The following is a 26,444-nucleotide window of genomic DNA, read 5'->3' on the forward strand; positions in this document are numbered from 1 at the left end:
CTGCGGCGGCGGGTGCCAGGGGCTGCGGCGGCGTGGCGCAGGGCTGCGGCGGCGTGGCGCAGGGCTGCGGCGGCGTGGCGCAGGGCTGCGGCGGCGTGGCGCGGGGCTGCGGCGACGGGTGCCAGGGGGTGCGGCAGCGTGGCCAGCGGCGGCGGGTGCCAGGGTCAGCCGCCGGTGGCGGCCTCGACGCGGGTGTCGGCGACCTGGGTCATGATGAAGCGGCTCTTCGGGATGGCGGGGGCCCGCCACGGGTGGACGCGCAGGTCCTGCGCGGGGACCGAGTAGCTCATCCAGCGGGTCAGCGCGGTGACGGCGACCTTCATCAGATCCTTGGTGATCCATTCTCCGGCGCAGCGGTGCCCTTCGTAATGGTCCCCGCCGCCCTGCGGGATCATGGAGAAGGCGTCCGGCTCCCGGCCCATGAAGCGCTCCGGCCGGAACTGCTCGGGACGCTCCCACAGGCGCGGATCGTGGTCGGTTCCGTGGAGGTCGAGCAGCACCCGGCGTCCCTTGGGGAAATGGTGGCCGCGCCATTCGAAGTCGCGTGCGGCCCGTGCGGCGGCCATCGGGAAGAAGGGGTAGAAGCGCCGCACTTCCTGGACGAACGCCTCCAGCAGTTCCGAGTTGTCGTCGGTCGCGAGGCGGTGCCGCCATTGGGGATTTCCGTGCAGGGCGAGAGCGGCGAAGACGACGAAGCGCCCCACCGCGACCGTGGGACGGAGGACGTTGAGCAGCTCGACACCCGCCACGTCCGGGGGCAGGAGGCGTCCGTCGGTGTCGCGGTAGGAGGCGATGACGTCCAGGGCCATGCTGCTTTCGGCGGTCACCTCCCCGGCGGCGCGGGAGCGGCGGACGTGCCCGGCGGCCCACCGGTCGGCGATCCTCCGGGCGGCGCGTCCGCGCAGGTAGCGGGGGCCGGCGGCGGCGGGGGCGTCGATGAGCGCGGTGAGCAGGGTGGTGATCGCGGGGAGGTGGCGCTCGGCGACGGGTACCCCCGTCCAGGCGCAGACGGCCTGGCACAGCAGTTCGCTGACGCCGTCGTAAAGGACGACCTGCCGCCGTCCCTCCCAGTCCCGGATGCGTTCCCACCAGATCCTGGACGCGATATCGCGGAGTTCGTCCCGGGCGTCCGGCGTCATCAGCGACATGAACATCGCCTTGCGCGCGCGATGCCTTTCCCCGTCCAGCGACTGCACGCCGTTCTCGCCGAACAGGGTGAGGCTCAACCGGCGCGGCGCGGCGCCGGCCCGGATGAAAAGGTCCGGGTCGTAGAAGACGCGCGCGGCGTCCGCGCCCGTCATGCAGGTCGTCTTCTGCAGCAGCAGGCGCGTGTCGAAGACGTCGCGGTTCAGGCGGCGGGCGCGGGACGACAGCAGCCCGTAAGGCCGCGCCGCCAGCGGCAATGTGCTGTCCAGCCGTTCCACGAGGCGCATGGCGTTCTCCCAGGTGGGTCGTGCGATGCCGAAGCACCCAGTACCCGGAGGGCGCCGGTTTAGGCGACAGGCGTCGTGGCAGGTTGGGGGCATGCGCGCCGTCACATATGACTCGTTCGCCGATGACAATTCGCGGCTCAAGGCCGGCGAGGTGCCCGATCCGAAGGTCGGCCCGGGGCAGGTGCTGATCGAGGTGCGCGCCGCCGGGGTGAATCCGGTGGACTGGAAGGTCATGGCGGGCGGCCTCGACGGCATGATCGACGCGCTCTTCCCCGTCATTCCCGGCTGGGACGTCGCCGGGGTGGTGCGGGCGCTCGGTCCCGACGTGCCGGAGTTCGCACCGGGCGACGAGGTCATGGCCTACGCGCGCAAGGACGTCATAGGCAAGGGCACGTTCGCGGAGTACGTGGCCGTGGCGGCGGACGACGTGGCGCACAAACCCGCCGCTCTCGACTGGAACCAGGCCGGTGGCCTGCCGCTGGCCGGGATGACCGCGCAGCGCGCCCTCGACCGCCTGGACGTGGGTCCCGCCGACGTGCTCCTCGTCCATGCGGCGTCCGGTGGGGTGGGGAGCTTCGCCGTCCAGCTCGGACGCGACCGGGGCGCCCGCGTCATCGGCACGGCCTCCGAGGCGAACCACGCCTACCTGCGGGAACTCGGCGCCGAACCCGTCGTCTACGGCGATGGGCTGGCCGGCCGCGTCCGGGACCTGGCGCCCGGCGGCGTGTCCGCGGTCGCCGACTTCGCGGGCGGCCAGCTGGAGACGACGCTGGCCGTCCTGAGCCCGGGCGGGCGGCACGTCTCGATCACCGAGAGCGACGTCGAGGAGCACGGCGGCCACTGGATCTGGGTGCGTCCGGACGGCGCGGCCCTCGCCCGGCTGGCCGCGCTCGCCGACCGCGGCGCGCTCGGCGTCGAGGTCGCCGGCACGTTCCCGCTGGACCGGGTCGGCGCGGCCTTCGACGCCAGCCGCGGCGGCCACACCCGCGGCAAGCTCGTCATCATTCCCTGAGGCCGGGCAGCATACGTAGGGAGTTGCCTACATTTGACAGGTAGGGAACCTCCTACGTATCGTCGGTCGCATGAACATCACGCATGTGCGGCTGCTGACCATCCCGGTGTCCGACCAGGACGCCGCCAAGACCTTCTACGCGGACACGCTCGGCTTCGAGGTCGTGGCCGACCAGGCCAACGGGCCGATCCGCTGGCTCCAGCTCGCCCCGAAGGGCGCGCAGACGAACGTCGTCCTCGCGAACCACGTCCCCGACGTGAAGCCGGGCAGCGTCCACGGCCTGATCCTGGAGACCTCCGACCTGGACGGCGACTGCGAGCGGCTCCGCCGCGCCGGTGTCGACGTCGACGGCCCGCAGGAGCTGCCCTGGGGTCGGCAGGCCATGCTCACCGACCCGGACGGCAACGGCATCGTCCTCGCGGCGAGCTGACCCGCGACCGACGAGGAGCCGACATGGACACCGACATCGGCGGGGACGTCTTCACGGCGCTCGCGAGCCCCATCCGGCGGGAGCTGACGGCCCTGCTGCTGGACGGCCCGCGCCCGGTGAACCAACTGGCGTCGCACTTCGACATGAGCCGCCCGAGCGTCTCGGAGCATCTGAGGGTGCTGCGCGACGCCGGGCTGGTCAGCGAGCGGCGCAGCGGCCGGCAGCGCATCTACCGGCTGGAGGCCGAGCCGCTGCGCGAGCTGTCGGAATGGCTGAGCCCCTACGAGCGGTTCTGGCGCGAGAAGCTGTCCGAACTGCGGAAACTGCTCGACGAGGAGGACGAGCTGTGACGCCGGTCCTGGAGGCCGCGGGCCTCGCCAAGCGGTTCGGCGACGTGACGGCCCTCGCCGGGCTCGACCTGGTCGCCGAACCCGGCCGGGTGGTCGCGCTGCTCGGGCCGAACGGCGCCGGGAAGACCACGTTCGTCCGGTCGGTGGCGACGCTCGTCCGGCCCGATGGCGGGACGCTGCGGGTGCACGGCATCGACGCCGTCCGCGAACCGGGCAAGGTGCGCCGGATCATCGGCCTGGCCGGGCAGCACGCGACCGTCGAGGCGGCGATGACCGGCCGGGAGAACCTGGAGATGATCGCGCGGCTGCTCGGGCAGGGCCGCCGCGCCGCCCGCGCGAGCGCCGGGAACGTCCTCGAACGCCTCGCGCTGGACGAGGTCGCCGACCGGCTCGTCCGCACCTACTCCGGCGGGATGCGCCGCCGCCTCGACCTGGGCGCGAGCCTGGTCGGCGCGCCCCGGCTGCTGCTCCTGGACGAGCCCACCACCGGCCTCGACCCGCGCAGCCGGATCGGGCTGTGGGACGCCATCGGCGACCTCGTGGCCGGCGGCACCGACGTCCTGCTGACCACCCAGTACCTGGACGAGGCCGACCGCCTCGCCGACCAGGTCGTGATCATCGACCGGGGCCGGGTGGTGGCCGAGGGCAGCCCCCGGGAGCTGAAATCGCAGGTCGGAGGCGATCTGGTGGAGGTGCGCGTCCGGGACCACGCCGCGGTGGAGCCGGCGGCGCGAGCGCTGGAGGCGGTCGGCGCCGTCCAGGCCGACGTGTCCTCGCTGCTGCTGACGATGCCCGCCGGGAACGGTCCAGACGACCTGGTGAAGGCCGTCCAGGCACTGGGCGGCCAGCACGCCGCCATCGCGGACATCACCCTCCGCCGCCCGACCCTCGACGAGGTCTTCCTCGCCCTGACCGCCGTCCCGGAACGGAGCCCGGCATGAACGTCCACTACCCGCCGACCGCGAGGAGGCCGTCATGGCGGCGGTGACGCAAGCGCCCGGCGGGCACGGCGGACCCGGCCTGCACGGCGGCCCCGGCCTGACCACGGCGAGCTGGGTCGTCGCCCAGCGCGGGCTCCGCCAGACCCTCCGGACACCGCAGATCATCGTGATGGGCCTCGTGCAGAGCGTCGCGTTCCTGCTGATCTTCCGGTACGTGTTCGGCGGCGCCATCGACACCCGCGGCACCGGCTACGTCGACTACATGATCCCCGGCCTGCTGACCGTGAGCGGCCTGTTCGCGGGGATGAGCGCGGCCGTCGCGGTCGCCGAGGACGCCGCGTCCGGCTACCTCGACCGGCTGAAGTCGCTGCCGATGCCGCGCACCGCCGTCATCGCGGGGCAGGTGCTGGCCGACACCGTCCGCGTCACGCTGATCCTCGCGGTCTCCGCCGCGCTGGCCTTCGCCGTCGGGTTCCGCGTGCACACGGGCGCGGCGTCCGCCCTGGCCGCGTTCGGCCTCTGCGTCCTGTTCGGTTTCGCCTTCGTCTGGACGTTCGTCGCGATCGGCCTGCTCACCGCGAACCCCCAGGCCGCGCAGGGCGCCGGGTTCCTCGCGCTGCCGCTGAGCTTCGTGTCCAGCGCCTACGTCCCGGTGGAGACGATGCCGGGATGGCTGCGAGGTTTCGCCGAACACCAGCCGGTCACCGTCATGATGGACGCCGTCCGGTCCCTCACCCAGGACGCGGGGCCGCACACCGGTGAGATCACGCGGGCGCTGGCGTGGACGGCGGGGATCATCGTCGTCTCCGCGGCCGTCGCCGTCGCCCGCTTCCGCCGGATCTGAGAGGGAGGACGCCACATGAACGGAACGGACCGAACGGGCCGGACGGACGGAACGAGCGGCGAGCGGGCGGCCATCGAGGTGGACGAGTTCCTCCCGCATCCGCCCGCCAAGGTCTGGCGGGCGCTCACCGACCCGGACCTGCTGGCCCGCTGGCTGATGCCGAACGACTTCAAGCCCGTGGTCGGCCACCGCTTCTCCTTCGCGACCCGCCCGATCCCGAACGTCGACTTCGACGGGACGATCGAGTGCCAGGTCCTCGACCTCGACACCGAGCGCCTGATGCGCATCAGCTGGGGCGGCGGTGCCCTCGACACGACGGTGACCTGGCGGCTCGTCCCCGAGGGGCGCGGCACCCGCCTGTTCATCCGGCACGAGGGCTTCGACCTGGACGACCCCGTCCACGCCTACGCGTTCCGCGGCATGGGCAGCGGCTGGCGCACCAACGTCCTCCGCGCCCTCCAGAAGGTCCTGGCCGAAACCCCCTAGGCGGGCGGGTCGGCGTAGAGGCCTTCGAGCATGCCGGTGGCTTGGCCTATCTCGATCAGGTGACCGTCCGGGTCACGCATGTAGCAGCGGAGTTCGGCCTTGCGGTCGAGTGGCTCGGTGAGGAACTCGGCGCCCCGGGCGGTCGCCGCCTTGTAGAACATGGCGATATCGGCGACGCGGACGTTCATGAACGCCGAGACCGGGTCGCCGGGCTCGGGCGCCGTCAGCGTGACGTCCGGTTTGTCGGGGGTGGGGCCGCCGCCGGGGTTCATGATGATCCAGGTGTTGGCGACCTTCACGATGGCGGGGTTCTCCTCCAGCACCACCTCGCCGCCGAACACGTCCGCGTAGAACGCGCGGGAGCGGGCCACGTCCCGCACGGTCAGGAAATGCGTCAGCACCAGCCCCTGCTCGGGTGCGGGCAGCTTGCTCCGGTCGACCATCGTCGTGTCCTCCCCCGGCCGGGTCGATCCCACGGGGCGTGTCATCCCCGCAGGCCGCCCCTCAAACCCGGGGGTCAGGGGACGGGTTCCAGGGGTGGCTGGTCGGCGAACTGGGTGCGGTACAGGTCGGCGTAGCGGCCCTCGGCGGCCAGGAGGTCGGTGTGGGTTCCGCGTTCGATGATGTGGCCCTCCTCCACGACGAGGATGAGGTCGGCGGCGCGGACGGTGCTGAGGCGGTGGGCGATCACGATGGCGGTGCGGCCGTCGAGGGCCTCGGTCAGCGCCTCCTGGACGGCGGCCTCGGACGTCGAGTCGAGGTGGGCGGTGGCCTCGTCCAGGATCACGACGCGGGGGCGGGCCAGGAGGAGGCGGGCGATGGTGAGGCGCTGGCGCTCGCCGCCGGAGAGGCGGTAGCCGCGCTCGCCGACGATGGTGTCGAGGCCGTCCGGGAGGCCCTTGATGAGGGTGTCGAGGCGGGCGCGGCGCAGGACGTCCCACAGCTCGTCCTCGGCGGCCTCGGGGCGGGCGAGCAGGAGGTTCTCGCGGATCGACTCGTGGAACAGGTGGCCGTCCTGCGTGACCATCCCGAGCGTGTCGCGGATGCCCTGGAAGGACAGGTCGCGGACGTCGACGCCGCCGAGCCGGACCGAACCCTCGTCCACGTCGTAGAGGCGCGGGAGGAGCTGGGCGATGGTCGACTTCCCGGCGCCGGACGACCCGACGAGCGCGATCATCTGGCCGGGTTCGGCGCGGAAGGAGATGTCGTGCAGGACGTCGACGCCGCCGCGGGTGTCGAGCGTCGCGACCTCTTCGAGCGAGGCGAGGGAGACCTTGTCGGCGGACGGGTAGGCGAAGCGGACGCCGTCGAACTCGACGGAGACCGGGCCGTCTGGGACGGACCGGATCTCGGGCTCCGGCTTCTCGGCGACCAGCGGCCGCATGTCGAGGACCTCGAAGACGCGCTCGAAGCTGACCAGGGCGCTCATCACCTCGACGCGGGCGCTGGCCAGCGCGGTGAGCGGCGCGTAGAGGCGGGTGAGGAGCAGCGCGAGGGCGACGACGGCGCCGGCGTCGAGGCTGCCGCGCAGGGAGAGGAAGCCGCCGAGCCCGTAGACGAGCGCCAGCGCCAGCGCGGACACCATGGTGAGGGCCGTGATGAAGACGTGCTGCACCATCGCGGTGCGGACGCCGATGTCGCGGACGCGGCGAGCGCGGGCGGCGAACTCCGCGGACTCGCGAGATGGGCGCCCGAACAGCTTGACCAGCGTCGCGCCGGGGGCGGAGAAGCGTTCGGTCATCTGCGTGCTCATCGCCGCGTCGTGCGAGGCGGCCTCGCGTTCGAGGCGCGCCAGGCGGCTGCCCATGCGGCGGGCCGGGAGGACGAACACGGGCAGCAGGACCAGCGCGAGAAGGGTGATCTGCCAGGAGATCTGCACCATCACGGCGAACGTGAGCAGCACCGTCACCAGGTTGCTGACGACGCCGGAGAGGGTGTCGCTGAAGGCGCGCTGGGCGCCGATGACGTCGTTGTTGAGGCGGCTGACGAGCGCGCCGGTGCGGGTCCGGGTGAAGAAGGCGACGGGCATGCGCTGGACGTGGTCGAACACCGAGGTGCGCAGGTCGAGGATCAGCCCCTCGCCGATGCGGGCCGACAGCCACCGGTTCGCGAGCCCGAGCCCGCCCTCGCCGAGCGCCAGGACGGCGATCAGCACGGCGAGGCCCACGACCGTGGACGTGGCGGCCTGGTCGACGATGGCGTTGACGACCCGTCCGGCCAGCACGGGCGTCGCGACCGTGAGGACCGCCAAGGCCACGCTGAGCGTGAGGAACGCGGCCAGCGCCCGCCGGTGGGGGCCGGCGAACCCGCCGATGCGGCGCAGGGTCGCCCTGGAGAAGGGCCTGGCGTCGCGCGCGTTCATCGCGTGGTGCAGCGACATCCACGCGGTGACTTCCATGTCCATGACGACCCCCGCTGATCATTGGCTTGACTAGAGCACAGCATGCGACCTCAAGGGGGCTTGAGGTCAAGGCGGCCACTCCGGCGACGCGACTCGTGAATCCACGGTGCCGGACGGGTACGACATTTTCGTGGGGAGGCCGCACGTGGACATCGACGAGATCCGGTCCGACACTCCTGGCTGCGCGAGCGTGGCCCACCTTAACAATGCGGGCGCCGCGCTTCCGCCGCGTCCGGTGATCGACGCGGTGACGCGGCATTTCGCGCTGGAATCGACGATCGGAGGCTACGAGGCGGCAGACCGGAACGCGGCGGCCGTCCAGAACTTCTACGACGCGGTGGCAAGGCTGATCGGCGCGCGCGCAGACGAAATCGCGTATGTGGAAAACGCCACCCGGGCGTGGGACATGGCGTTCTATGCGATTCCGTTCGCGGACGGTGACCGCATACTCACGACGACGAGCGAGTACTCCAGCAACGCCATCGCCTACCAGCAGATGGCCGCCGCCAAGGGCGTGAGCGTGGAAGTCGTCCCGGACGACCCCGACGGAACGATTTCCCTGGACGCGCTAGAAGCCGAACTCGTCAAAGGTGGCGTCCGGCTGGTGTCGCTCAACCACGTTCCTACGCACAACGGGCTCGTCCACCCGGCGGCGGAGGTCGGACGGCTCTGCAGGCAGCACGGCGTCCTGTACCTGCTGGACGCGTGCCAGTCGGTCGGCCACCTGGCCGTGGACGTCAACGACATCGGCTGCGACCTCCTGTCGGCGACCGGCCGGAAATACCTGCGCGGCCCGCGCGGGACCGGGTTCCTGTATGTGCGGCGCGAAATCGTCCAGATGCTGGAGCCGCCATTCCTCGATCTGCAAGCCGCGACGTGGCACGCGCCGAACGGTTTCGAGGTGCGCCGGGACGCCGTCCGCTTCGAGACATGGGAACGCTACGTCGCGGGGCAGATAGGGCTGGGCGTCGCCGCCGACTACGCGTCCGCCTTGGGAATGCCGGTAATCGAGGAGCGCGTGCTAGGGCTCGGGCAGACGCTGCGTGAGGAACTGGCCGCCCTGCCTGGCGTGACCGTCCTGGACAGGGGTGCGCGGCCGTCCGGCATTGTCACGTTCACCCTGGACGGACACGAGCCGTCCACCATCAAGGCGGCCGCAAGAGAACGCGGCGTCAACGTCAACGTCACGAACCCGATCTCACACGGATATGACCCGCACGCCCTCCCGTCGGCCGTGCGGGCCTCCGTGCACTACTACAACACCGAGAACGAAATCGAACGGCTGGTGTCCGTCCTTAAGAGCCTCGTTTAGGTGTTCGGGCGCGCGGCGCTGATGTCGGCGAGCGCCGATTCGGCGTCCTCCTCTATCGCCAGGTCCCCAATGGACACGATCCCGACCGGGCGCCCCTCCTCCAGGACGGGGAGCCGCCGCACGGACCGCTCCCGCATGATCTGCGCGGCCTTGTCGAGCGAGTCGTCGGGACCGACCGTCGCGGTGGCGCGGCTGGCGATGCCGCCGATCTTCGCGTGGGCCGGGTCACCGCCGGCCGCCAGCCCCCGGATGACCAGGTCGCGGTCGGTGACGAGGCCCTGGAGGTCCTCACCGTCGATGACCAGCACCGCGCCGATGTCCTCGTCGCGCATCGCCCGCGCCACGGTCACGAGGTCGAGTTCCGGGGACACCGACGTCGGGGAGCCGGTCATGATGTCGCGCACCTTCGTAGCCATCCCACACTCCTTGGGCCTCGCGGTCTCTCTGGCTCTTGGCTCTCTGGCTCCGGGAACGGTCGCCCCCTACCCGGCAGAAACGGGATCACTCATCCGGGGCCGGGGCGTTCACCTGCGGAACGGGGCGAACATCCGCTCCGCGCCCGCCGGGTCCCAGACCAGCCGATTCGGGTCCTCGGGCGCGGGACGGACGGGAACCGTCCCGAACTCGACATCGTCCGCCCCGGTCTTCTCGAAGGTCCGGGCGAGCGCCTCCAGCCCGCGAAGATCCCACCGCGGCGTGGCCTCGGCCGACCGGGCCGCCGCCGCGACGAACCGCGCGAACCGCACCGGGTTCCTCGACTGCATGTCCCTGGCCTGCCGGACCAGCTGAGCCATGAAGACCTGCTGCCGTTTGATGCGGCTCAGGTCCGAGCCGTCGCCGAAGCCGTAACGGGACCGGACGTAGGCGAGCGCCTGGGTTCCGTTCAGCCGCTGCTTGCCCGCGCGCAGGTCCAGCCCCGCCTTCGGGTCGGCGACCGGCCGGCGCAGCGTGATCTCGACACCGCCGAGCGCGTCCACCATGGACCGGAAACCGCCGAAGTCGATCACCACGGTCTGGTCGATCCTGATCCGGGTCAGCGACTCCACCGTCGCCCGCGCGCAGGCGGCACCGCCGGTCCCGAAAGCCGTGTTGATCAACCCGCGCCGCGCCGGGACGGTCTTGCCGCCCGCGTCCCGGCACGCGGGGATGTCCACCAGGGAGTCGCGGGGGACGCTCACCGCGCGGATGTCCTTCCGGCCGGCCGGGACGTGCATCACGACGAGCGTGTCGGACCGCGGCGGATGGTCGTCGCGCCGCGCGTCCGAGCCGATGACCAGCACGTTCATGGTCTTCGCGGCGAAGGGCGCGGTGGTCTGGGTCGCCGCCGGCCGCCCGTCCCGGCCGTCCATCAGCGCCGCCGGGACGAGGATCGCCGTGGCCGTGACCGCCGCCGCGGCGCCCGCCGCCAGCACGCCGAAGAGCGTCCAGCGTCGCGGGCCACGCAGTGCGCGGGGGGCGCGCCCGCCGTGGGCCGTCGCCGCGTCCACCAGCCGGTGGCGCTGCCGGAGCAGCGAGTCCGCCGGCTCGTGCTCCAGGTCCCGGCCGAAGTCGCGGATCAGTTCGAGATCGTCCATGGTCACGCCTCCTCCGCCATCGGGTCCGCCTGCAACGGGTTCGTGCCGCCGAGCGCCGCGCGCACCTTGCGCCGGGCCCGGTTCAACCGGGAGCGGACGGTGCCGACCGGGATGCCGAGCGCCCGCGCCACCTCCTCGTAGGCCAGGTCGCCCCACGCCACCAGCAGCAGGACGTCCAGGTCACGCCGCGGCAGCCCGGCCAGCGCCGCGGCCAGCGCGGGACGCGTCGCCGACGCGGACACCCCCGCCGCGACCCGGTCGGCGGGACTTTCGACGGGGCCGTCCACGGGGCTCCTGCGCAGCGCCCGGTAGCGCGCGGCCTCCGTCCGGTGATGCCGTGCGACCAGCTTCGTCGCGATGCCGAACAGCCATGGCCGCGCGTCGCGCTGCGCCAGGTCGTAGCGGCTCCGCTTGCTGAACGCGGCCAGGAACGTCTCGCCGACCACGTCCTCTGCGGCCTCCGGCCCCAATCTGCGCGAGACGTAGCGGAAGAGCATCGCGGAATACCGGTCGAACAGCGCCGCGAACACTTCCGGGTCCAGCAGCGAACTCTCGATGAGATCCGCGTCGCATTCCTGCGTCGTCGGGGGTACGGTCATCGAACCCCCCATGCCATCGCAACCCACCAGGCCATTCAGTCCGGCCTTCCCGTGCGGGGACTTCTGTCAGCGATGTATCTCCGCAACTCACGATCCGGGTTCACGCAGGGGCCGCGACACCCATGCCCAGGCATGCCGCCTGTGCGGATGCACGCGAACCTTCTCGATAAACTGCGCATCCTTCAAGATGCACGGGGGTTGTCGGGGAGGGCCGCTCCGTCCGCCTGGAGGAACCAGCCAAGGAGGGTCGGCCGTGGACGACGACGCCCAGCAGGAACCGGTGACGTCCGGCTCGAAGGAGAAGCGCTCCGACGACGAGCACGAGACCAACCGGGCCGCCACCGCCGAGTTCCGCATTCCCGAGAACGCATCGCTGACCAGGCCGGACATCTCCATCCGCCGTCCGCCCGCCGAAGAGCCCGCCCCAGAGGACGAGGCACCCGAAGAGCCCGCTCCCGTGCCCGCTCCCCCGCAGGGCCCCTGGCACGTCCCCCTTCCCAAGCCGGCTGCCGCCGAAAAGACTGAGGCGCCGGAGGACACCCCGAGGGAAACACCGGCTGCGCCCGAATCCAGTGGCGCGGGCCCTACGCGGGTTGAGGCTCTCCCAGTACTGCCGCCACCACCGCAGAGCGCACCGGCACAATTGCCAGCCGTCCGGTCGTCCGGGCAATGGACGGTGCCATGGGACGGCTCCGCCCCAGCAGCCCATGCCCCAGTCAACCCCGCACCACCGGCGCCTCCTCCACCAGCGATTCCAGGACCGATTCCGGGGCCGGTCGCGGAGCCCGTTGAAGGGCCGGGCGCGGAGCCCAAGCGAGGACGCCGCTGGCTCGTCGTGGTCGCCGCGGCGCTGGTGCTGATCGCCGGGATCGTCGGCGGGCAGCTCGTGCGGCCGGTGCCGGAGCCGTCCGTCGAGCTGGCCATCGCGTCCAGCCACGCCTTCCCCGGGCAGGCGCCCGCGTTGCCGTGGCCGTCCGCCGGCCAATCGGTCGTCCATGTGGACGGGCTCGGCACGATGGGCACATCGGGAGCGTCGACACCGATCCCGACCGCCAGCGTCGCGAAGGTGATGACCGCCTACGTGTACCTGCGCGACCATCCGCTGGCGCCGGGCCAGGCGGGACCGGTGCTGACGGTGTCGCCGCAGGCGGCGGCGCAGATCCCCGACCGCAAGAGGCGCGGCGAGTCGATCCTCGGCGTGACCGCGAACCAGCAGCTCACGCAGCGCAAGGCACTCGAAGCGCTGATGGTGATCTCGGCGAACGACGTCGCGCACGAGCTCGCCCGCTGGGACTCCGGGAACCCGCTGGCCTTCGTCGCGAAGATGAACGCGGCGGCCGCGTCGCTGGGGATGACGGGCACGCGCTACACCGATCCGAGCGGCTATCACTCCGGGACGGTCAGCACGGCGGCCGACCAGGTGAAGCTGCTGCGCGCGGCGATGAACGTCCCGGCGTTCGCCGAGATCGTGAACAACCGCACCTACGTCCCGGACGACGGCGGCGAGACCCGCGAGGGCGGGAACTTCCTGCTGGGACAGTTCGGCGTCGTCGGCGGAAAGACCGGGTACACCGACGCGGCGGGCGGCAACTTCGTGTTCGCGGCGCGCAAGAACGTCGCGGGCGTGAACACCCTGATCGTGGGCGCGGTGATGGGGCAGAAGTCGCCCACGGCCGCGGGCGCCGTCAACACCGCGGGGCAGCTCGTCACGGCGGCCGGGTCGGCGCTGACCGCCGCCACCCTCGCGCCTAAGGGCGCCAGGGTCGCGCGGGTCGACGACGGCCTCGGCGGCACGACGCCCCTACGCGCCGCGTCCCCGGTGACAGTGGTCGGCTGGGGCGGGCTGACGGTTCCTGTGACCGTCCAGGGAGACCCACCACGCGAGGGCGAGCCCGGTAGGCGAGTCGCAACGGTGACGGCCGGTGCAGCCCACATTCCCCTGCAATTGGCCCAGACGCTGGACGAGCCGTCCATCCTCAAACGCCTGATCCGCCTCAACTGAGGCTGCGTCAGGCATAGAGGGCGGAGAGGAAGCGGATCAGCAGGTCCTCGCGGGTCGCGGGCGGTAGGGCGTTCAGGATGGTGTTCACCGTGGCCATTTCCGGGTCGCCTCCCCCGGACAGGTCCACGCCCACAGAGGCGAGGAGGGCGGCGAAGCCTGCGTCGTCCAGAGCATCCAGGTCAAGGTCGGCCAGGGCCTCCGCCAGGCCGGGCGGAACCGCGGGCGGCCCGGCGGCGCGGGCGGCCTTGACCGAGTCGGCCAGGGCCGCGAGGAGTGCCCCGACGTCGCTGACACCGGTCAGCGTGAAGTGCAGGTTCGGCGGTATGCCCTGGTAGGAGAGCTGCGGCTGGAAGAACCAGCCGCGCGAGCGGGCCTGGTCGGCGATGACGAACACGTCCAGCGCCGGGTCGTCGGACGCGACGGCGACGAGCGGGACGGCGGGCTCGCCGAGCACGCGCAGGCCGGGGATCTCGGCGACGCCCAAGATGAGCCGTTCCGCTGTTTCCATGGCGTTCACGGCGAGCTCGCGGTAGCCCTGCGCGCCGACCGCGTTGAGGGTCGCCCAGGCGGCGCCGAGCGGCCCGGCGCTGCGGCTGCTCTGCACGCCCGCGTTGATCACGGTGTAGCCGGGCCATCCGGCGGAGGCGAAGTAGGCGTGGCGGCGCAGCGACTCGTCCGCGAACAGGACGACCGAGGCGCCCTTGGGCGCGTAGCCATACTTGTGCAGGTCACAGGAGAGGGACGTGACACCGGGCACGGACAGGTCGAACGGCGGGACGTCCCGCCCGGCCTCCCTCAACCAAGGCAGGACCCAGCCGCCGACGCACGCGTCCACATGGCACCGGACGCCCGCGGACGCGGCAAGAGCCGCGATCTCCGGAATCGGATCCATGACGCCGTGCGGGTAGGACGGCGCGGACGCGACGACCAGCACGGTCCGTGGCGTCAGTGCGGCGGCGGTCGCAGCGGGGTCGGCGCGGAAGAACGCATCCACGGGGACGGGCACGACCTCCAGGCCCAGGTAGTGCGCGGCCTTGTGGAACGCCGGATGGGCCGTCGCCGGCAGGACGATCTGCGCCCGCCCGTCCACCGGGTGCGCGTCCCTGGCGGCCTTGACCGCCAGCATGATCGACTCGGTGCCGCCGCTGGTGAAAACACCTGAACCGCCGCCCAGCCGGGCGGCGACCGCGCCGACGATCTGGCGTTCGAGGGCGACGATGCTGGGGAACGCGGTCGGGTCCAGGCAGTTGACCTCCAGCATCTCCGCGAAGGCGGTGGCGGCGAGGTCGTGGACGGCCGCGCGTCCGGTGTCGTAGACGTAGGCGGTGACCTGACCGCCGCGCACGGGCAGGTCGGCGGCCCGGAGCCGGGCGAGTTCCGCGAGCAGTTCACCGGCCGGGCGGCCGGTCTCCGGGAGATGGTCAGACGGCATGTTCCGCTGTTTCCTCACTACGTTGGTGGACGGCGGCCAGCCGGCGGTACGCCAGCACCAGGGGGACGCTGAGCAGCAGGAGCAGCGCCGGGACGACCGTGAACCCGGCGGTCAGCCCGGTGAGCGCGGACCCCGGCTGGACCACGGGCTCATCAAGCTCGGACGACCGGAACGAGGAAACAGCCAGGATCAGCGCGAAAACACCGGGACCGAGGGCCAGCGCACCCGTCTCGGCGGCCGTCCACAGGCCGGTGAAGGCGCCCGACTGCGCGTGCCCGGTCCGTCCCGTGTCGGCGTGGACGGTCTCCGGCAGCAGCGACAGCGGCAGCAGCTGGACGGCCGCGTAGCACACCCCGATCAGCGCGCTGAGCGCCAGCACGCCCGCCGTCGACGTGATCGCCGGATACAGCGCGGCGGCCGTCACCGCGAACAGCCCGAGCCCGGCCGCATAGCAGTTGACCAGCCCGTACTTGCGCGACAGCCATCCCCACAGCGGCACCGCGAACGCGCTCGGCGCGACCATGCAGGCGAACATCGCGGCGGTGAGCCCGTAGTCGTCCAGCCGGTAGGTCGCCACGTACGGCGCGCCCGCCAGCATGATCGCGACGGCGAGCGTGTGCGCGACGTACGCGCCGAGCAGCACGAAGAACGGCCTGTTCCCACGCGCCGTGCGCAGCGCCGCGGCCAGGCCCAGCGGGCGCGGCCCGGGCCGCGAAGGTATCCACCGGTTCGCCAGCGTGCTCGCGACCATCGCGGCGCCCATGGCGAGCCCGATCACGGCTCCCATCAGCGCGTATCCGGCGCGCCCGCCCCCGCCCGCGTCCGCCACCACGGGAGCGAGGCCGCCCGCGAGCAGGATCCCGAGGGTCAGGCAGACGACCCGCCACGCCATCGCCCGCCCCCGCTCGGACGGCTCGTCCGACACCTCGGCGGGCAGCGCCACATACGGCACCTGGAAACAGGCGAAAGCGCTAGCGGCCAGCAGGAACATGACCCCGGCCCAGCCCGCCGCGAACCCCGGGGAGTCGACCGGCACGGCGAACATCGCGGCGAACAGGAACGGCAGCGTCACCGCGCCGAGCAGGAGCAGCCGGGTGCGGCGCCCGGTCCGCACGGCCTCCCGGTCGCTGGCCGCGCCGACGATCGGGTTGAGCAGAACGTCCCACGCCTTCGGCACCACCAGCACCACGCCCGCGATCGCGGCGGAAACACCGAGAACATCGGTCAGGTAGTAGAGGAGCAGCAGCCCGGGCACGGCCGAGAACACATCGGTCCCGACCGACCCGATGCCGTACCCGAGCAACCGCCGCCGGGACAGCGCGCCCGCCATCAGACGGCCTGGGCGGGCATGCCGATCGCGGAGGCGACGAGACGGCGTATGTGGGCGCGGAAGCGGGCCAGCTCGCGCCGGTCATCGCGGCCGTGGCGGTGCCCGTCGCCGTCCAGGACGCCGCCGCAGAAGAACCCGTGGGTGCACCAGACGACCGTCCACACCACGTATTCGAGGTCGACGTCGTCGGGCACGATCTTGCCGGCGACGTCGACGACCATGTCGGTCAGCGGCCGGACGTACTGCTCCTCAAGGTGCGCGACGTCGGAGGCGTCCGACAGCCAGCGATGCATCCACAGCGCGGGGATCTCCGGGTTGTCGACGCAGAAGTCGATGTAGCGGTCGACGAGGGTGAGCAGGCCCGCCGGGCTCAGGTCGACCTCCGCGAGGGCGTCCTCCAGGGCGGCCCGTTCCGCCAGGTGAGCGCGCTCCATGACGGCGAGGTACAGGTCGCGCTTCCCGCCGACGTGGTAGGCGACGGTCGCGACGTTGAGACCCGCCGCCTCGGCGATCATGCGGGTGGACGTGCCGTCGTAGCCGAGCGCGGCGAACAGCCGCCCGGCGGAGTCCAGGATGCGCTCGCGCCCGCCGGAATCGCTGCTGGTCATTCCCCACAAACTAGACGCTCCGCCACGAACCGGTCAATCGATTGATGGAGGGACGTTCAGGCGTCCCGCATCCCGCTGATCTCCCAGCCCGACCCGTCACGGACGACGGTGACCCGCAACGCGAGGTTGCCCCGCTCGGCCGAGCGGATCACAGTCATATAGCCCTCAGTAACAGACTCGGTGATGCCGAGGTTGAGGAAGACCAGCAGCTCCGCCGAGTCGCCGTCGCCGTCCTGCCGGATGATCCCGACATCCACCGCCTGCCCTTCCCGCGTTCCACCACGGGCGCCCGCACGCCCCCAGATCCGGTCACGGTCGGCGACAGCGGACCCGGTCAGCACGTCCCGCCCCTCACCTCTGGCCAGGGCGGTCATCATGCTGCGGGCGTCCTTGAGCATCAGAAACTCCCGCGACGGCGGTCCGTCGCCGGTTGTCGACGCCGCCAGCCACAGGACCCCGCCGCCCGGTGCCTCCATCAGGTCGGAAATGCGCCAACCCTGCGGGGTGAGCAGCATGAACACCCTGTATCTCCGCACCTTCTCCACCCGCGACCCGCCAGGCTTGGCGGAGGTGAGGCGCACCACGGCCATCAGGTGGGCCCGGCTCGGACCGGTGCCGTCGGGCCCACGCGCGGACGTCGGCACCACCGTCGACACCCGCGCCGCCGACAGCGTTTCCCGCTCCCGCAGGTACCGGGCGCGGGTGGCGGCACGGGCCCTACGGCGCCGATCCAGCTCCGAGGCGGTGGTGGCCTGCTCCCAGGCGTCCAGGTTCTGGTCGACGCGCGCGGGATCCATGGTGTTGAGCGTGACGAGTTGCCGCGCCGCCGCGTCGGCGACCACCGGACGCGCGGACGCCGCCAGCTCCCAGGCCGACGGCGCCGCTCCGCCGGTGGACGCCACATCCGGCCCGACCACACCCCAGGCGAGGGAACCGACCAGCACGAGCGCGATCGCGAGAGTGGACGCCTTCGACCACTCCTGCATCCCCTGCCAGCCCATTACGGTCCCCGTTCATCGACTCGACAAAGCGCTGATCCACGGCCCGCACCATGATCACCTAAGCGCCGACCCCACCACAGGCGATCGGAGAATCAGATCCGCTAGTACTCCAGCCTCACTCCGCGAGGAACCGCGTAGTGGCGTGAACGCCGACCAGAACCGCAACCACGGCAGGACACTGGAGAACAGGCTCAATAAGCCGAACCGGATAAGCCGAACCGGATCCTGCCGGCCCTCAAGGAAGGCGGCAGGTACATTCCCGGCGACCACTAGCCGACGCCACCTGACGCCACGCGGCCAGCGTCCCCACGGAACGATCGCGCGTACGCTGGCCGCTCACATGATCAGGAAGGAGAGATTCGCCGTGCACCCTCTCGCCAGCGCCCAAGGCGTCCTGCACGTCACCACGGACCAGTGGTACCGGATCTCCACCAGCGACAACCCGCCCGCAGTCCCTGACTTGACCATGCGCAGCCAGGGCACCCTCAGCACGTTCGCGGGGGACATGCTCGTCGACACCGGCACCACGACCAGCGTCGTCGACATCACCGCGGAAGACTGGGCCGCCGAACCCCCGCTGCACGTCGCGGGCGGCTCCTTCGCCGAAGTCGCCGAAGCCTCCGTCTCCTTCAGCACGGAACGGCTCCGCGTCCTGGCCGCCGACGGCTCAGAAGTGCTGGCCCTGGACCTGGGCGGCGGGACAGGCCACCGGCTGCGCCTGTACTCCCGCTACCTCACCCCCCGCCATCAGACGCACCTGCTGCGGTTCTGGCCCGTCCCGGCGGCGGCCCCGGCCTGGGACTACCAGCTTGACGACGACGGCCAGCCCATCGCCCGTCCCGACCGCAGCGCCACCGCAACCCTCGCCGTCACGATGACGGCCGAACAGGCCAACACCCTGTCCATCGAAGCGCAGGAAATGGCCTTCAGCGAGGTCCAGAACGGCGACATCGACGACATCGCCGAAGACTGCGAGCAGATCCGCGACATCATCGGCTACCAGGCCGAACCCGCCGGTGACGTGACGGTGGCACTGACACCCCGGCAATGGAAAGTCGCCCTCGCGACACTGGAGCATCGCAGCGGCACCGGCGAAGAAGACGATCACGCAGGAAGCATGCAGCGCATCGTGGAAACCATCCAGAGACAGGTCGGCGATCGCCTTCCTCCAGGACGCGTCTTCGGCTGCTGAACAGGAGCCCTAGTGAGGCGGGAGTGCTAGCCGCGGCGGGTGCTGGGGGCTGCGAAGACGGCGGCGGCGCCTAGGCCCAGGTAGATGAAGCCCGTCGCGTAGCGCTGGCGGCGCTGGAAGGCGGGGCGGGCGCGGAGCCACGCACCGATCGAGCCTGCCGCGGTCGCGTACACGATGTCGCTGCCCAGGCCGATCAGCGCGAGGACGGTCCCCATCGCGACGATCTGCAGCGGCACAGCGCCCGCGTTCTGGTCGACGAACTGCGGCAGGAACGCCAGGAAGAACAAGACGACCTTCGGGTTGAGGACGTTGACTAGCACCCCGTCCAGAAAGACCCGGCGAAGCGGCTGCGGCTCGAGCTCCATATCCCCCGCCCCATGCCGCCCGCGCAGTGTCCGGTAGGCGAGAAAGACCAGGTAGGCGGCGCCCGCGTAGCGCAGGAAACTGAACGCTGTCGCCGACGCGGCGATTACCGCGGACAGCCCCGCCCCCGCCGCCGCGATGTGGACGAGCGTCCCCGTCTCGACGCCGAGCGCGGACACGATCCCGGCCCGGCGCCCTTCGCCGATGCTGCGCGCCGTGATGTACAGGTGGTTCGGGCCGGGGATGGCGACGAGAGCCAGCGCGGCCAGCAGGAACAGCAGAGGGTTGGTCACCCGAGCACGCTATGAAGCGAATAGGTCCTTGCAACAGGGCCAATCGCTCTCACGTTGGCAGGACCAATTCAAGGGGCCGCGGCCGTGGTGAGGGCGCCCGCCAAGACGAGCCGGCCCGCCGTGCGGACCATCGCGGCGACCTCCTCGACCGGCTGGCGCAGCGACGCGAGGCTGACCAATGCGGCGAGCAGGACGTGCCCGAGCACGAGCTCGACGTCCTCCCGCTCGGGCACCGGGTCGCCGATCGCCGTGGACAGCCGGTCGCGCAGGAACAGGAACAGGACGGTGCGCGGCTCGTCCACGCTGGAGTCGTCCGAGGTCACCGCCTGGATGATGGCCGAGGTCAGCGTCGGCTCGTCCGCCGCGACGTACACGATGCGCTCCAGCAGCGCGGTCAGCCGTTCCAGCGGCGTGTCGCCGACCGCGAGCGCCTCGATGTCATCGGTGACCCGGTGCGCCCATGCCGCGGCGACCTCGGTGAGCAGGTGGTCCTTGGTGGCGAAGTAGCGGTAGACGGTCGCCCGCCCGACTCCGGCCCGGTCCGCGACGTCGTGCATGGTGACGGCCGGGTAGCCGCCCTCAAGCGCCAGCTCCCGCGCCGAGTCGATCAGCCGCTCCCGCCGCTCCCGCTGGTCCCTGTTCAGCGTCCGCGTGCCGGTGAACCGCTCGCCGTCGTTCAAAACACCTCCTGGCCGCGACCAAGCCCCATTCTTCCGTACATTCGCCCCGAACGTCTCCATCCCGGGCATCGCCCCGCAGCCGCCGTGCGGCTGATCACGATGACCAGCCGCTTGCACGGCCGGAAGGCCCGTGCCGCCGTGCGGGGGCCGGCGAGGCACGTCGCTCCGAGCCCGGTGCACTGACTCCCGCTCTCGGAACCTCTGATCAACCCGACGCATTATGCGGCCAAAAAAGAAGTAAGCGGAGTTTGCTCACCAACCGCCCGGGCAGGTCGGGATCGCCAATGAGCGAGGCCGGCGGCCAGGCGCTGATGAATGGGGGCGATGGATCATTTTTCAGGAATACAACTCCTACACGGCCGACGACCATGCGACGTGGGAAAGGCTCTATTCGCAGCAGCTCGATGCGCTGCGCGAGCGCGGGCATCCATCGCATGGCGCCGGACTGGAGGCCTTCGGCATATCCGACCGCATTCCCGAGCTCACCCGGCTCAACGAGCGGCTCCGGGCGGCGGTCGGGTGGACGGTCGAGCCGGTGACCGGGCAGGTGCCGGGCGAGGTGTTCAGCGAACTGCTGCGCAGCCGCCGGTTGCCGACGACCGTCCATATCCGTTCTGGCACGGAGTTGAAACACAGCAAGGTGCCCGACATGTTCCACGATATCTTCGGCCACGCTCCACTGCTGTCCATTGCCGCCTATCGCGAGTTCCTGGAGAGGTTCGGCGAGATATCGGGCAGGTTGCTGCACGACAAGGCCGCGTCGGCCCGGCTGGGGAACGGGTTCAAGTGGACGATCGAATACGGCCTGATTTCCGAGGACGGCGTCCGCGCCTACGGGGCCGGGCTGATGTCGTCGGCCGGCGAACTCGATCACGCGCTCGGCGCGGGCGTCCCGAAACCGCCGTTCGACCCGCGCGCCGCGGTGGACACCCCGCATACGCCGGCCGTGTACCAGCGCCAGTACTTCGTCATCGGCGGCTTCGCCGAACTCGGCGAGCACCTTGAGCACATGGCGCGCCATGCACAGGCTCCGGCCAAGGGAGGACGACGGTGACCGTGACCGGGCTGGAGTACTACCGCGACGGGATCGACGCGCTCGACGAGACGATCGTGCGCGCCCTCGCGCGCCGCGTCGCGATCTGCCGTGACGTGGCCGAGTTCAAGGCGCGTACCGAGACCCCGATGATGCAGCCGCAGCGGGTCGGCGTCGTGAAGCACCGCGCCGCGGACCTCGGCGAACGCTACGGCCTCGACCGTGCCTTCGTCGAACGCCTCTACGACCTCGTGATCGAGATGACCTGCCGGACGGAGGACGTGCTGATCGAGTCGCTGATGAGCGCCCCGCCGGCCCCTCCCCCGGTCTTCATCGGCGGCGAGAACCGTTCCGGCACCACGCTGGTGAGCCTCATGGTCGACTCCCACCCGGGCATGGTCGTCGGCCCCGAACTGGACTTCGCCGAGCCGCGGGATCTCGGACCGCATCTGCTCGAATGCTGCCGGCTGCTCCTCGCCGACGATCCGCGCGTCCGCGGCCACGGCGTGCGGACCGCCGATCCCGCCTACGAGGCGGGGGTGCAGTTCGCCCGCCAGGCGCAGCGCTGCGGCGTCCCGATCGCGGCGCTGTGCGGGCTGGTCGAGACGGCGATGCGCCGCAGCGGCAGCGACCTGGACACCTACGACCAGCGGCTGGCGCTGCTGGACGCGATCGGCCGCACCCGCCTGGCGGCGACCGGCAAGCGGCGCTGGGGCATCAAGATCCAGCGCGAGATCGCGCACGCCGACCGTTTCGTGCGGAGATGGCCCGGGGCACGCTTCGTGCATGTGGTGCGCGACGGCCGTGATGTGGCCGCCTCCCAGCGCAGCCAGCCCTGGGGGTACCGCTCGATCGCGGACGCGGCGGCGGGCTGGGCCGGACTCGTCAACGCGGTACGGGACGTCGTACCGCAAAAGGACTGCTACGAGCTTCGCTACGAAGATCTCGTGGCGGATCCGGAAGCGGTGCTGCGCCCGCTCTGCGCCTTCCTGGACGAGCCCTGGGACGCGCGCGTGCTCCGGCACGCCGACTCCGAGCACGCCCTGTCGGCCAACCCGTTCGAGCACCCGAGCGCCGAGGCGGCGGGCCGGCCGGTCAACGACGCGTCGGTCGGCCGCTACCGCCGCGAGCTCAGCGAGCGCGACATCGAGGACTTCGAGCGGATCGCGGGTGATGCCCTGCAGCGGCTCGGCTACCCGGCGGCGGTCCGGGCATGACCGGAATCCTGCTGGTGGACAACTACGACTCGTTCACCTACAACCTTCACCAGCTGCTCGCGCGGATCTCCGGTGACCTCCCCCTCGTGGTGCGCAACGACGCCCTGTCGCTGGAGGAGGTCCGGGACCTCGCCCCCGACGCGATCGTGCTGTCCCCAGGGCCGGGCCACCCCGGCGTCGCCCGTGATGTGGGCCTGTGCGCGCGGATCCTCGCCGAGCTGGACGTTCCCACGCTCGGCGTGTGCCTCGGGTACCAGGCCCTCGTCCACGCGGCGGGCGGGCGGGTCGATCGGATCGACCCGGTGCACGGGCGGGCGAGCGAGATCACGCACTGCGGCCGGGACCTCTTCGCGGGCGTGCCGCAGGGGTTCGAAGCGGTCCGCTACCACTCCCTGGCGGCGGTCGGCCGGCTCCCCGACGTCCTGGAACTGACCGCCTGGACGGCCGACGGGGTCCCGATGGCCGTGCGCCATCGGGAGCGCAGGGCCTGGGGGGTGCAGTTCCACCCCGAGTCGATCTGCACCGCGTACGGCGATCGGCTCGTCGCCAACTTCCTGGATCTGGCCGGGGTCAGTGTCCCGTCCGCGGCACCGCCCGGTGATGGAGGGCGCGCGGCCGTCCGGTCCCGTGTCCATCATCGTGTTCTGGCCACGTCCGCAGAGGCCGAGGACGTTTTCGTCGCGCTCTACGGTGACGCCGAGACCGCGTTCTGGCTCGACAGCAGCCGGGTCGAACGGGGGCAGTCGCGCTACAGCTTCGTCGGCGCGGCGCGCGAGGGCGGCTTGTGCCTGTCCTACGACGTCGAGCGCGGGCAGGTGACGCTGCGCCGGGGCGACCGGGAGGAACGGCGGCGCGCCTGCGTGTTCGACGTCCTGGCAGAGGAGCTCCAGCGTGTGGAGGCGGACGCGTCCCGGCTCACCCTCCCCTTCGTGGGCGGGTTCGTCGGCTACTTCGGGTACGAGGTCAAGGCCGACTGCGGCAGCGTCAACGCGCACCGCTCCGGCCTGCCGGACGCGCAGTGGATTCTGGCCGACCGGGTTCTCGCGTTCGACCACGAGCAGGGTGTCGTGCACGCCGTCGCCCTCGCCCACGAAACCGGCGACGCCGGCACCGGCGTCACCGAGGACCCCGACTCCGGCGATGACGCGTGCCGCGCGTGGCTGGACACCATCGAACGGGAGGTCCGCCGCGTCCGGCCCGCTCCACCACCGGCGCCGCCGCCGGAGGCGCTCGCCGATCCGCTCGTGCTCCGGCTCGATCGGGAACCGAGCGCCTATCTCCGCGACATCGACGCGTGCCTGGAGGCGATCCGTGCCGGAGAGAGCTACGAGCTGTGCCTGACCACGCAGGCGTCCACCGCGCCGATCACGGCGCCCCTGGATCTGTACCGCGTGCTTCGCCGGGAGAGCCCCGCCCCGTACGCCGCCTACCTGCGATTCGGGGACATGGCCATCCTCTGCTCCTCACCCGAGCGTTTCCTGCGCATCGACTCGGAGCGCTACGTCACGTCCAAGCCCATCAAGGGCACCGAGGCGCGCCAGGCCGATCCGGTCGCCGACGAGCTGGCCCGTGACCTGCTGAGAGGCAGCGTCAAGGACCGCTCCGAGAACCTGATGATCGTCGACCTGCTGCGCAACGATCTGGGACGCGTCTGCGAGATCGGCACGGTGGACGTCCCCCTCCTGATGGACATCGAGTCGTACTCGACGGTGCACCAGATGGTGAGCACCGTACGCGGGCGGCTCGCCGACGGTCTCGGCGTCCTGGACTGCCTGCGCGCGGCGTTCCCCGGCGGCTCGATGACCGGGGCGCCCAAGCTGCGCAGCATGGAGATCCTCGACGGTCTCGAACGCGGCGCGCGCGGCGTCTACTCCGGATCGCTCGGCTACCTGTCCGCCGACGGCCGGGCAGATCTCAACATCGTGATCCGCACCGCCGTGGCGACGCCCGAGCGGACGAGCATCGGCATCGGCGGGGCGATCGTCGCGCTGTCGGATCCGCAGGCCGAGCTGGACGAGATCGTCCTCAAGGCGCAGGGGATCGTGCGTGCGCTGCTGGCCTGGCAGGAGCGGCCGTACTCGGAGAAGGCGTTCGTCATCGAGGGCCCGGCGGAGAAGGCCCATGTCTGAGCGCACGAGGCAGGGGGCGGGCCGCGATGACACCGCGACGGCACCGGCGCGGCGGCCGGGCGAGCTGCGCACCTGGCGGTACGGCGACATCGCGGTCCGCTACCGGGAGGAGCTGGACGGCGGCGGGACCCGCCTGACCCCGGCCTTCGTGGACTGCGTCGCGCGGCATTCGGTGAAACCGGTCTACGATCACGCGCTCGAATGGTGCGCCGGGCCGGGGTTCATCGGCTTCGCACTGCTGGCGGCGGGCCTCTGCCGGCGGCTGACGCTGTGCGACATCAACCCGGCGGCGAGCGCGTGCGCCGCGCTGACGGCCAGGGCGCACGGCCTGACCGACCGGGTCAGCCAGGCCACCGGCCCCGATCTGGCGCCGCTGGACCCGGCGGCGCGTTTCGACCTGGTCGTCGCGAACCCGCCCAACTTCGTCGCGCTCAACCCGCGGCACCCGACCACGCGGCGCCTGACGGACGACGACCTGCGCCCGCGCGATCCGCAATGGCGTGCGCACCGCGCGTTCTACGGCGGCATCGCGCGTTTCCTGACCCCCGACGCCCGACTGTTCATCTCAGAGGTGAACCCGTCCGACAGCCTCGTCTTCATCCCGCCCGAGGAGAGCGAGCCCTACGACGTCCGGGCACGCCCGGCGGCCGAGGACTTCCGCCGCATGATCCGCGACGGCGGGCTCAGGCTGCTCGGAACCCATCCGTACTTCACCGGCCGGGACGGGGCCCGGCTGGAGATGATGATCTCGGAGCCGGTGCGGTGAAGGTCGCCTTCCTGGTCAGCGCCGTCGCCGACGAAAAGGACATCTACACCACGACGGCGCTCGCACGCGAGGCCGCCCGGCGCGGTCACGACGTCGCCTTCGTCGACATCGACGGGCTCTCGGTGGCGCCGGACGGGCGGATGCACGCCGTCGCGCGGCACGTCAGGAGACCGCACGACGGCCCGGCCGACTTTCTGCGCGAGGTCGTCGCGACCGTGCCCGAGCCCCTGGCCGTCGAGAAGCTCGACGTGCTCATGCTGCGCAACACCCCCGCGTTCGACGCGCTACGCAGGCCGTGGGCGCAGCCGGTCGGCCACCTCTTCGGCGAGCTGGCGCGCCGGAGCGGCGTCGTCGTGCTCAGCGATCCGCGCGGCCTGGCCCTGGCCGGTCCCGACAAGCTCTACACGCTCCGGTTCCCCGAACGGCTCCGGCCGCGCACGCTGATCACCCGTGATGTGGACGCCGCGCGCGAGTTCGTCGGCGACCTGGCGGGAGACGCGATCGTCAAACCGCTGCACGGCTGCTGCGGCCAGGACGTGTTCCTGCTCGTCCGGGGGGACCCGAACGTGCGGCCGATATTCGAGGCCGTCGCCGCGCACGGGTATGCCGTCGTGCAGGAGTACCTGCCGGCGAACGAGCGCGGCTCCCTGCGGCTGTTCATGCTCGACGGCGAACCGCTGACGGCGGGCGGCAGCATCGCGGCGATGCGCCTTCTCCCGCGCGACGGCGAGATCCGCAGCAACTTCGGCGTGGCCGGAACGATCGCCGCACCGGATCCGGACGACGGCACGGCGGAGGTCCTCCACGAGATCGCCGAGGCCGCCGGGCCCGTCCTGGCCGCCGACGGCATGTTCCTGGCCGCGCTGGACATCGTCGGCGGCAAGATCCTTGAGGTGGGCCTCTGGTCCCCCGGCGGCCTGCGCGGCGCGCAGCGTCTCGCCGGCGCCGACTTCGTCGGCGCGGTGATCGACGCGGCGACGGGCAGGCTCGCCGCCGCCGGTGCGGAGGGCTGAGGC

At 71.7% G+C, this 26,444-nt stretch carries 26 protein-coding genes; 14 read left to right on the forward strand and 12 right to left on the reverse strand.

Features of this window, described 5'->3' with window-relative positions; all coding sequences use genetic code 11:
* Positions 1-164: 164 nt before the first annotated feature.
* A complete protein-coding gene (locus tag ACH34S_RS02855) occupies positions 165-1,433 on the reverse strand; it encodes a cytochrome P450 (protein ID WP_395950774.1) in 1,269 nt (422 codons plus the stop codon).
* Positions 1,434-1,524: 91 nt separating this feature from the next.
* Here ACH34S_RS02855 and ACH34S_RS02860 point away from each other — a divergent pair, with 91 nt between their 5' ends.
* The 6 genes from ACH34S_RS02860 (at position 1,525) to ACH34S_RS02885 (ending at position 5,496) form a co-directional block, all read left to right on the forward strand.
* Positions 1,525-2,445, forward strand: coding sequence for an NADP-dependent oxidoreductase (locus ACH34S_RS02860; protein ID WP_395950775.1), 921 nt, complete (start codon positions 1,525-1,527; stop codon positions 2,443-2,445).
* A gap of 70 nt (positions 2,446-2,515) precedes the next feature.
* Positions 2,516-2,875 (forward strand): VOC family protein, encoded by a 360-nt coding sequence (locus tag ACH34S_RS02865; protein ID WP_395950776.1) that lies wholly within the window; start codon positions 2,516-2,518, stop codon positions 2,873-2,875.
* A 23-nt stretch (positions 2,876-2,898) separates the two neighbouring features.
* Positions 2,899-3,225: an ArsR/SmtB family transcription factor gene (locus ACH34S_RS02870; protein WP_395950777.1), complete on the forward strand. Its 327-nt coding sequence runs from the start codon at positions 2,899-2,901 to the stop codon at positions 3,223-3,225.
* Complete coding sequence (locus tag ACH34S_RS02875; RefSeq protein WP_395950778.1) at positions 3,222-4,166, forward strand: ATP-binding cassette domain-containing protein; 945 nt, start codon at positions 3,222-3,224, stop codon at positions 4,164-4,166. Before ACH34S_RS02870 ends, ACH34S_RS02875 begins: the two co-directional genes overlap by 4 nt.
* 34 nt (positions 4,167-4,200) lie before the next feature.
* Positions 4,201-5,010 (forward strand): ABC transporter permease, encoded by an 810-nt coding sequence (locus tag ACH34S_RS02880; RefSeq protein ID WP_395950779.1) that lies wholly within the window; start codon positions 4,201-4,203, stop codon positions 5,008-5,010.
* A 15-nt stretch (positions 5,011-5,025) separates the two neighbouring features.
* Positions 5,026-5,496: an SRPBCC domain-containing protein gene (locus ACH34S_RS02885; RefSeq protein WP_395950780.1), complete on the forward strand. Its 471-nt coding sequence runs from the start codon at positions 5,026-5,028 to the stop codon at positions 5,494-5,496.
* Here ACH34S_RS02885 and ACH34S_RS02890 read toward each other — a convergent pair.
* Together ACH34S_RS02890 and ACH34S_RS02895 are read right to left on the reverse strand one after the other, a co-directional pair.
* Positions 5,493-5,939 (reverse strand): VOC family protein, encoded by a 447-nt coding sequence (locus ACH34S_RS02890; RefSeq protein WP_395950781.1) that lies wholly within the window; start codon positions 5,937-5,939, stop codon positions 5,493-5,495. The two genes, ACH34S_RS02885 and ACH34S_RS02890, sit on opposite strands and share 4 nt — an antisense overlap.
* 74 nt (positions 5,940-6,013) lie before the next feature.
* A complete protein-coding gene (locus ACH34S_RS02895; RefSeq protein ID WP_395950782.1) occupies positions 6,014-7,900 on the reverse strand; it encodes an ABC transporter ATP-binding protein in 1,887 nt (628 codons plus the stop codon).
* Between the two features lie 142 nt (positions 7,901-8,042).
* Between ACH34S_RS02895 and ACH34S_RS02900 the strand changes: the two genes are divergently transcribed.
* Positions 8,043-9,209, forward strand: coding sequence for an aminotransferase class V-fold PLP-dependent enzyme (locus ACH34S_RS02900; RefSeq protein ID WP_395950783.1), 1,167 nt, complete (start codon positions 8,043-8,045; stop codon positions 9,207-9,209).
* On the opposite strand, the gene ACH34S_RS02905 is transcribed toward ACH34S_RS02900, so the two are convergent.
* The 3 genes from ACH34S_RS02905 to ACH34S_RS02915 form a co-directional block, all read right to left on the reverse strand.
* Complete coding sequence (locus tag ACH34S_RS02905; protein WP_395950784.1) at positions 9,206-9,625, reverse strand: CBS domain-containing protein; 420 nt, start codon at positions 9,623-9,625, stop codon at positions 9,206-9,208. The genes ACH34S_RS02900 and ACH34S_RS02905 overlap by 4 nt on opposite strands.
* Positions 9,626-9,733: 108 nt before the next feature.
* Positions 9,734-10,783, reverse strand: coding sequence for an LCP family protein (locus tag ACH34S_RS02910; protein WP_395950785.1), 1,050 nt, complete (start codon positions 10,781-10,783; stop codon positions 9,734-9,736).
* Positions 10,784-10,785: 2 nt separating this feature from the next.
* Positions 10,786-11,382 (reverse strand): RNA polymerase sigma factor, encoded by a 597-nt coding sequence (locus ACH34S_RS02915; RefSeq protein ID WP_395950786.1) that lies wholly within the window; start codon positions 11,380-11,382, stop codon positions 10,786-10,788.
* Positions 11,383-11,635: 253 nt separating this feature from the next.
* Between ACH34S_RS02915 and ACH34S_RS02920 the strand changes: the two genes are divergently transcribed.
* The gene (locus tag ACH34S_RS02920) at positions 11,636-13,384 is read left to right on the forward strand and encodes a D-alanyl-D-alanine carboxypeptidase family protein (protein ID WP_395950787.1); all 1,749 of its coding nucleotides are present in this window, start codon (positions 11,636-11,638) and stop codon (positions 13,382-13,384) included.
* 7 nt (positions 13,385-13,391) lie between these two features.
* Here the strand turns inward: ACH34S_RS02920 and ACH34S_RS02925 are convergent, their stop codons facing one another.
* Genes ACH34S_RS02925 through ACH34S_RS02940 form a run of 4 tightly spaced genes read right to left on the reverse strand, consistent with a single transcriptional unit; the run spans position 13,392 to position 17,755 of the window.
* Positions 13,392-14,816: a pyridoxal phosphate-dependent decarboxylase family protein gene (locus tag ACH34S_RS02925; protein ID WP_395950788.1), complete on the reverse strand. Its 1,425-nt coding sequence runs from the start codon at positions 14,814-14,816 to the stop codon at positions 13,392-13,394.
* Positions 14,806-16,146 carry an MFS transporter gene (locus ACH34S_RS02930; RefSeq protein WP_395950789.1) on the reverse strand — a complete coding sequence of 447 codons (1,341 nt, stop codon included), beginning with the start codon at positions 16,144-16,146 and terminating at the stop codon, positions 14,806-14,808. Before ACH34S_RS02930 ends, ACH34S_RS02925 begins: the two co-directional genes overlap by 11 nt.
* Positions 16,146-16,754, reverse strand: a complete 609-nt coding sequence (locus tag ACH34S_RS02935) for a TetR/AcrR family transcriptional regulator (protein ID WP_395950790.1) — start codon at positions 16,752-16,754, stop codon at positions 16,146-16,148. Before ACH34S_RS02935 ends, ACH34S_RS02930 begins: the two co-directional genes overlap by 1 nt.
* 56 nt (positions 16,755-16,810) lie before the next feature.
* Positions 16,811-17,755, reverse strand: a complete 945-nt coding sequence (locus tag ACH34S_RS02940; RefSeq protein ID WP_395950791.1) for a hypothetical protein — start codon at positions 17,753-17,755, stop codon at positions 16,811-16,813.
* A 364-nt stretch (positions 17,756-18,119) separates the two neighbouring features.
* On the opposite strand from ACH34S_RS02940, the gene ACH34S_RS02945 reads away from it, so the two are divergent.
* Positions 18,120-18,947 carry a hypothetical protein gene (locus ACH34S_RS02945; protein WP_395950792.1) on the forward strand — a complete coding sequence of 276 codons (828 nt, stop codon included), beginning with the start codon at positions 18,120-18,122 and terminating at the stop codon, positions 18,945-18,947.
* 26 nt (positions 18,948-18,973) lie between these two features.
* Here the strand turns inward: ACH34S_RS02945 and ACH34S_RS02950 are convergent, their stop codons facing one another.
* Both ACH34S_RS02950 and ACH34S_RS02955 read right to left on the reverse strand, forming a co-directional pair.
* Entirely contained in the window at positions 18,974-19,603 is a 630-nt protein-coding gene (locus ACH34S_RS02950; RefSeq protein WP_395950793.1) for a LysE family translocator, read from the reverse strand.
* Positions 19,604-19,671: 68 nt separating this feature from the next.
* Positions 19,672-20,283 carry a TetR/AcrR family transcriptional regulator gene (locus ACH34S_RS02955; protein ID WP_395950794.1) on the reverse strand — a complete coding sequence of 204 codons (612 nt, stop codon included), beginning with the start codon at positions 20,281-20,283 and terminating at the stop codon, positions 19,672-19,674.
* A 331-nt stretch (positions 20,284-20,614) separates the two neighbouring features.
* Here ACH34S_RS02955 and ACH34S_RS02960 point away from each other — a divergent pair, with 331 nt between their 5' ends.
* Genes ACH34S_RS02960 through ACH34S_RS02980 form a run of 5 tightly spaced genes read left to right on the forward strand, consistent with a single transcriptional unit; the run spans position 20,615 to position 26,441 of the window.
* The gene (locus tag ACH34S_RS02960) at positions 20,615-21,337 is read left to right on the forward strand and encodes a hypothetical protein (protein ID WP_395951426.1); all 723 of its coding nucleotides are present in this window, start codon (positions 20,615-20,617) and stop codon (positions 21,335-21,337) included.
* Entirely contained in the window at positions 21,334-22,533 is a 1,200-nt protein-coding gene (locus ACH34S_RS02965; protein ID WP_395950795.1) for a sulfotransferase, read from the forward strand. Before ACH34S_RS02960 ends, ACH34S_RS02965 begins: the two co-directional genes overlap by 4 nt.
* Positions 22,530-24,662 carry an aminodeoxychorismate synthase component I gene (gene pabB / locus ACH34S_RS02970; protein WP_395950796.1) on the forward strand — a complete coding sequence of 711 codons (2,133 nt, stop codon included), beginning with the start codon at positions 22,530-22,532 and terminating at the stop codon, positions 24,660-24,662. The genes ACH34S_RS02965 and pabB overlap by 4 nt, the downstream gene beginning before the upstream one ends.
* Positions 24,655-25,428 (forward strand): methyltransferase, encoded by a 774-nt coding sequence (locus ACH34S_RS02975; RefSeq protein WP_395950797.1) that lies wholly within the window; start codon positions 24,655-24,657, stop codon positions 25,426-25,428. The genes pabB and ACH34S_RS02975 overlap by 8 nt, the downstream gene beginning before the upstream one ends.
* On the forward strand, positions 25,425-26,441 hold the full coding sequence (locus ACH34S_RS02980) for a hypothetical protein (RefSeq protein WP_395950798.1): 1,017 nt from the start codon (positions 25,425-25,427) through the stop codon (positions 26,439-26,441). The genes ACH34S_RS02975 and ACH34S_RS02980 overlap by 4 nt, the downstream gene beginning before the upstream one ends.
* Positions 26,442-26,444: the final 3 nt, after the last annotated feature.

Source organism: Actinomadura sp. 3N508 (assembly GCF_044326375.1).
Classification (GTDB): domain Bacteria; phylum Actinomycetota; class Actinomycetes; order Streptosporangiales; family Streptosporangiaceae; genus Spirillospora.